Raw genomic sequence first — 6203 nt, 5'->3', positions numbered from 1 at the left:
TTCTAGGTTCTGTGTGATAAGTTTAATTGACATAGGATCGGTCGATCTTTGTGTCCTTTGTGTCTTTGTGGTTCGTTCCACCCCCTCGCTCTTGAGAAATGTATCTTAGAATACATTTTACCCACCAAAGCTGGGAGAGCCAGAATATTGAAGAACAAAAAAACTTAACTGTTTGCAAGGATCAAGTTGAACTATATCAGCAGCTAAGAATTTAATGTTATTAACCATTTTTGAAAATCGCTTTAAGAAAGATATTAAACGACTGCAAAAACGGGAAAAAGATATGACCAAACTGAAAAATGTCATTGATAAATTACTTGAAAAGCAAGAACTAGAACCTAAATAGGGTTTGCTGAATAATGGTAAAACCCTTTTAAAATAAGGCTTTTAACAGGTCAAAACCCTTTTCTGCAAACGTTAGGACAGATGAACTTCTTTCTTGCCTTTGATCTCTGTTTTTACAGATAAGACTTAGCATTCGAGATTAGTCAAAAATAGTTTGACTAGAGAAAAAAGAGGTGTGTTAGATTTCATTAACTACCAGGGCGGCGATCGCAATTCAATTTATTTTAACCATACCTCTTGATTCAGGATTAAATCCTTCTGGAAAACCAGTGGAGCAAGGGTAACTCAAGGATAAGCTTTCACACAACTTGGGTGAAGTGCTTGCATCAGTGTATTTCGCATCTTGCAGATTAGCTCTGTATAGTGTTGCCATTTGAAGTTTTGCTCCGGCTAAGTCAGAAGATTGAAGATTGGCTTCAACCAAGCCAGCACTATGGAGGTTTGCTCCCCTCAAGTTTGCACCTCTCAAGTTTGCTCTAAACAAATCAGCTCCTGCAAGATTAGCAATACGTAACCTAGAACCTTGAAGATGCGCTGCTGCTAGGATAGATTTTTGAAGATTCGCTCCCTCCAAACTAGAGTTTTGAAGATTTGCCCCTCGTAAGTTGGCATTTTTGAGATTTGCTTGCCAGAGATCTGCATTAGGCAATTGAATATTTTGCAAAAAAGCGTTCGGAGCTTCTAAGCCTTGTAAACTCTCCGGGTTCCATGTCAACCAGAACCAAGGGAATCTGTGCCGTCCTGGAATGCCTGGAGAGGCATTTAATAACTCAAGGGCTTGAATTCGTCCTCCGCTACCTTTTTGCTCGTAAGCGGCAGTAATAACTGTCCACGCTTGAGTAACGTCGGAGTTACGCTGTTTTTGCTCCCCGTAAGTGAGATAAGTAATAGCGGCAATTAAAACAGCTAGATTTGATATTGGTCCTAACTGTTCTAACAGCTTCAAGGTCTTCTGACACGTCTTCTTAAGATGATCAATCATTTGCGCTTTAGCCATCAAAACTCCCGATTGCTTGAAGATTGCCCCATGAAAGCTTAGAACCTCGACTGCTACAAAAGTTAATTCAAATCAATTCCAATACCTATTCAGAAGTGGACTGAACTGGCATCACCAAAGGGTGAGCAGGCCAAATATCGATTATACAAAAACTTTCTCCATAACACTCCTGAGAGTAAAGATAATTGGAAACTTTCAGCATATCACCCCATTTTAGCACCATCGCAGCGAACTTTTCCGCGTATCATAACCAAAAGCGTATTAGCCAGATTAAACAACCTCTTTTAAGTAGATTCCTAACAACAAGCTGCAATAAAATAGACTTTTCGGGAAGTCTAGCACTACTTGCTTCAGTCCACCCCACAATTACCTAATTTTCGGGGAAAAAGTGCCAAAATTTTGCCCCCAATCGCTCTTATGTCTGGCACTTTTTCAGGGCAAAAAAATCTAAAAATCTTAGCCAACAATGTTTTTAGATTTATTCAGCCAACCCTAAGTTAAATTTTGAGTTGATCGATTAAATCGCGCATAATTTTGGCCGAATTATGTAACTGTTCCGTTTCTCTGGGACTAAGAGCAAGATTCAGAGTTTTTATCACTCCTTTCTCGTTAACCACCGAGGGAATACTTAAACACACATCTTTGAGACCGTATTGACCATCGAGGAGAGTGCTAATAGTGAGAATTCTTTCTTGGGAACGTAAAATTGCTTTAACGATATCCGTGGTAGCTAAACCGATCGCATAGCTAGTATAACCCTTGCGTTTGATAATTTCATAGGCGGCGTTTTTAACCTGAAGAAAAATTTCTGTTAAGCTTTCTTGGTCGGCTGCGCTTAAATCCTGCCAATCTCCTTCGAGTAACCTTGCTCCTCCGATATTAGCCGAACTCCAGACAGCAAGCTCACTATCCCCGTGTTCACCGATAATATAAGCGTGGACGTTACGCGCATCTACATGGAGTTGGGTGGATAAAAGAGAGCGTAAACGGGCAGAATCTAGCACCGTACCCGAACCAATCACCCTAGAAGGCGGAAAATGGGTGATTTTAAGGGTAACATAGGTCATGATATCGACGGGATTACTCACCACCAAAATCAAAGCACTGGGGCAGTAAACAGCCACATCCGCAAGAATACGGCGAAAAATCGCCACATTTCGTTCAAGGAGATGTAATCTGGTTTCTCCCTCTTTTTGGGCAGCCCCGGCAGTAATAATCACCACATCGGCATTTTGTCCCACATCGGCCACGGTTCCCATTTTCAAGTCTGTGGGTTCAATAAAAGGCATTCCGTGCCTTAAATCCATCACTTCCCCTTCGACTTTATCCGTGGCGATATCTTGCAGAATTAATTCATCAAAACAGTCTTGAATTAACATCGAGTAAGCGCAGGCCATCCCCACCTGACCAACACCGATAATCACCCCCTTGCGAGGACGCAGAGGTGCGGGTTTTTCAGCGTAGGGATTGGGAGTAAATATTTTATCTAGCATAGATTTTGGCAGTTATTGGCTCGGTAAGCCCATTTTAAAGGGAAATGGTTAATATCAGGTAAAAGGAGACTATAAAGAGATTTTGAGGACGTTATCGGCCATTTTTTTCTGGTCAGTGGTCGGACAAATTTCTTGTCTTTATTCCCTGACCCCTAGTTTAAGAGAATTGAGGGCCGCTGACAGCTTCAGGCTATATCCTAAAATTAGGGATAAAGTGACAGTAGGAGGCGAACCGATGATCTATCACATCACTACAGAAAGAGGTTGGCAAATAGCTCGTGAAATGGGGGAATATCGGGCGTATTCCCTAAAAAATGAGGGATTTATCCATTGCTCCACCTTAGAACAAATTCCGAAAGTTGTGGCCGCTTTTTATCAAAATCAGCCAGATTTGCTGGTTTTAGCCATTTCTCTCGAACAATTGCAGTCCCCATTCAAATGGGAGCAGCCCCAGCATCCTAACCCAGAAAATGCCACTTTAGAGCTAGAAAAAGAGACCTTTCCCCATATTTACGGTGCTATCAACCTAGAATCGGTGGTTTTTGTCAAACCCTTACAGGAGTTGCTCAATTCCTAGAACTAAATCATCTAACTCTTGGTAATCGGGGAGAGTAGTATCGATGCTCAACCCGCGCCGAATCACGAGGCGATCCCACTGTGGCCGCGATAATAGCTCGCTAAAGTAGCGAGCCTTGAAAATTAACAAATTTGCCTCTAGACCCGTCTTAATGCGCCCTAAATGGGGCAATCCGAGCAGATTTGCTGGGGTGAGGGTGACACTATTTACCCAGTCAGCGTAGGGTGTGTCGAGGTGAGCAATCCGCACCGCTTGGGTAAAGACTTCTAAACCATCGTGATCCCCAAAACCATAAAAGGGATCGCGACAGTTATCACTGGCAAAAGCAACCGGAATTCCCGCTTTTTTCATCTCTTTGATCTTAGTTGTTCCGCGCCAAAAAGGGGTTTTTTCCTCTTGACGATCCTGTAGGTAGAGATTGCACATCGGCAAGCTAACGATAGCAATGCCCGCATTTTTGACTAAATTTAGGGTTTCTTGGATTATTTCAGGGGATTGTACTGCTAAACTGCAACAGTGGCCACAGATGATTTGTCCAGAAAATTGCTCTTTGATGGCAGTACGCGCGATCGCTGCTAAACAGGTAGAATCGGAATCGCCGTTTTCATCCAGATGAAAATCGAGATTTAAACCCCTTTCTTGGGCTAATTTGAAGGTAATATCAATTTGTGCCTGTAAATCGGGATTTGTGTAGGCTACTCCCCCTAATATGCCCCCAAATTCGGCAATTTTATCGGCTAAGGCCGCTCCCTCGGAGGTTTGATAGTAGTCAAGGGAAACTAGAGAAACCGCTTGCAGGGTGATTTTACCGGCCCATTGTCGTTGCAATTCTGCCAAAGCGGTTAAGCTAATCTGGGCCTGTTGACCAAAAGAGTCGATATGAGTGCGAATAGCGGCGGTTCCGTGGGCATAACTGCATTTAACGCCGAATTCCATGCGACGATACACATCCTCTAAGCGCCACTCCCGTCGGGAATCCTCTAGGGCCATTTTTAAGGCACTGTCAAAAGTGCCATCATGGTTAGGACAACGATGCCAACTATGACCTTTATCGAGATGGGTGTGCATATCGACAAAGCAAGGAAAAACAATCTTTTTTTTGAGGTCAATAACGGGAATATTATCTTCGGGGGGGATGGTTGAGGTGATGCAATTAATGTTACCGTCATTAATTTCCAGATTAACTAAGGTTAATCCCTCGGCGGTTTGGGGAGAAAACCCCTCATTTTCTAGCAGGGAAACGGGAATATGAGCATTTTTGAGCCAGTAGCGCTCGCTTGAGGGAATCATAAGACCTCCGGTAAAAATCAAAAATTGTTGTTAGGGTTAGGAGTCGGTCGTCGGTGCATCTCACATTTGCAGGAATACCGACAATCAGCAATTATCAGTAACTCTTAGATGATTACAAATGTATCAGCAGCTGCGTGTAAGCATCCCACCGAAAAACTAATGCGCGGGGGGTTTGGGGGCGGCGCCACGCCCCCAACGGGGGGTTTGGGGGGTAGAACCCCCCAAAAGCTTGGATTGAGTGATAAAATTCGGAAGTAATGCCCAATCTTAGCCGAGAGTTTCCCCGTAAAAATCCCAATTGGTAGATTTACAAAAATGAGATGCAGCCTCGGTCGTCGGTCGTTAGGAGAATTAAGAATGAATAATAATCAATTAAGGGGTATTAAGTAAGGAGTGTTCAATGGCATTAACAGTGCTATCTTTTCCCTGATTACTGATTACTGATAAACCGGTAGGCGTGGCTTTAATTCCCAGCCATAAACTGCTAAAAATTCCTTTAATTTATCGGGGTGTAAATGGAGGTAATCGGGATTAACTTCATCGATAATGCCAATACCGCCTAAATCCCGCGCTCCTGCCGCTAAACAATCCAAGAGAAAAAGAGGATCGGGTACTAAATTCGGGGGAATTTGAATGACAATATCTGGGGGCAAAATTTCCCTGGCTTGCCTAACCAGATCGGGTAATTTTTGCAGATCAAAAGGATTATTTTGCCACCGTTCCCTTTTGCCCGGATTATAGGGTTGTAGGATCACTTCTTGAATATGTCCCCAACGTTGATGAATAGTGGCAATAGTTTCTAAGGTTACTAAGCGATCGCATTCTGTTTCACCAATTCCTAATAATAACCCCGTGGTAAAAGGAATTCCTAATTCTCCCGCCCATTGTAACTGCTCTAAGCGCAGGGATGGCACTTTACTGGGGGCATGACGATGGACAGTATTTAATAAAGTCACCGTCATTTGTTCTAACATTATGCCCATAGATAGATTGACATTTTTTAGTTTTTCCATCTCGGCAAAAGTTAAAATACCTGCATTGGTATGGGGATAAAAACCCATATTTAAAGCCAATTCTCCCAAATTATAAATATGCCGAAACCATGACTCTCGATTGGCTGCTAAAGGATGAACTTCCCCGCTAAGAATTAAAATTTCCGTAATTTCCGAACCCTGCAAAGCAGTTAAAATCTCTTTGGCTTTTTCCAAACTTAACCAGCCATCAGTGCCTAAATCCCTGCGAAAATTACAATAACTGCAACGATTGAAACACTCGTAGGTAGGTACAAGGGTATGAGAGGGACTATAGGTGACAATTCTTGACATTTTTTTCAGAATTGGAGTTCATTACGAGCATTCAAGGCTCTTCTAGGTTCTGTGTGATAAGTTTAATTGACATAGGATCGGTCGATCTTTGTGTCCTTTGTGTCTTTGTGGTTCGTTCCACCCCCTCGCTCTTGAGAAATGTATCTTAGAATACATTTTACCCACCAAAGCTGGGA

The 6203-nt window shown here is 42.7% G+C and carries 6 protein-coding genes; 2 read left to right on the top strand and 4 right to left on the bottom strand.

Annotated features, from left to right (window positions below; translation table 11 throughout):
- Positions 1-214 precede the first annotated feature (214 nt).
- Positions 215-346: a type II toxin-antitoxin system YafQ family toxin gene (locus ACE1AQ_RS15125; RefSeq protein ID WP_008197128.1), complete on the top strand. Its 132-nt coding sequence runs from the start codon at positions 215-217 to the stop codon at positions 344-346.
- Between the two features lie 213 nt (positions 347-559).
- On the opposite strand, the gene ACE1AQ_RS15120 is transcribed toward ACE1AQ_RS15125, so the two are convergent.
- Both ACE1AQ_RS15120 and ACE1AQ_RS15115 read right to left on the bottom strand, forming a co-directional pair.
- The gene (locus tag ACE1AQ_RS15120) at positions 560-1342 is read right to left on the bottom strand and encodes a pentapeptide repeat-containing protein (protein WP_008197125.1); all 783 of its coding nucleotides are present in this window, start codon (positions 1340-1342) and stop codon (positions 560-562) included.
- Positions 1343-1839: 497 nt separating this feature from the next.
- Entirely contained in the window at positions 1840-2835 is a 996-nt protein-coding gene (locus tag ACE1AQ_RS15115) for an L-lactate dehydrogenase (protein ID WP_008197123.1), read from the bottom strand.
- 235 nt (positions 2836-3070) lie between these two features.
- Here ACE1AQ_RS15115 and ACE1AQ_RS15110 point away from each other — a divergent pair, with 235 nt between their 5' ends.
- On the top strand, positions 3071-3412 hold the full coding sequence (locus tag ACE1AQ_RS15110; protein ID WP_149977373.1) for a DUF952 domain-containing protein: 342 nt from the start codon (positions 3071-3073) through the stop codon (positions 3410-3412).
- Here the strand turns inward: ACE1AQ_RS15110 and ACE1AQ_RS15105 are convergent.
- Both ACE1AQ_RS15105 and cofG read right to left on the bottom strand, forming a co-directional pair.
- Complete coding sequence (locus ACE1AQ_RS15105; RefSeq protein WP_110545967.1) at positions 3389-4702, bottom strand: cytosine deaminase; 1314 nt, start codon at positions 4700-4702, stop codon at positions 3389-3391. The two genes, ACE1AQ_RS15110 and ACE1AQ_RS15105, sit on opposite strands and share 24 nt — an antisense overlap.
- A 437-nt stretch (positions 4703-5139) precedes the next feature.
- The gene (gene cofG / locus ACE1AQ_RS15100) at positions 5140-6027 is read right to left on the bottom strand and encodes a 7,8-didemethyl-8-hydroxy-5-deazariboflavin synthase subunit CofG (protein ID WP_110545968.1); all 888 of its coding nucleotides are present in this window, start codon (positions 6025-6027) and stop codon (positions 5140-5142) included.
- Positions 6028-6203 lie beyond the last annotated feature (176 nt).

It is taken from the genome of Microcystis sp. BLCC-F209 (assembly GCF_041928595.1).
In the GTDB taxonomy this organism is placed as follows: Bacteria; Cyanobacteriota; Cyanobacteriia; order Cyanobacteriales; family Microcystaceae; genus Microcystis.
Note: the sequence above shows the minus strand (reverse complement) of the source record. Positions and strands in the feature narration are given on the sequence as shown.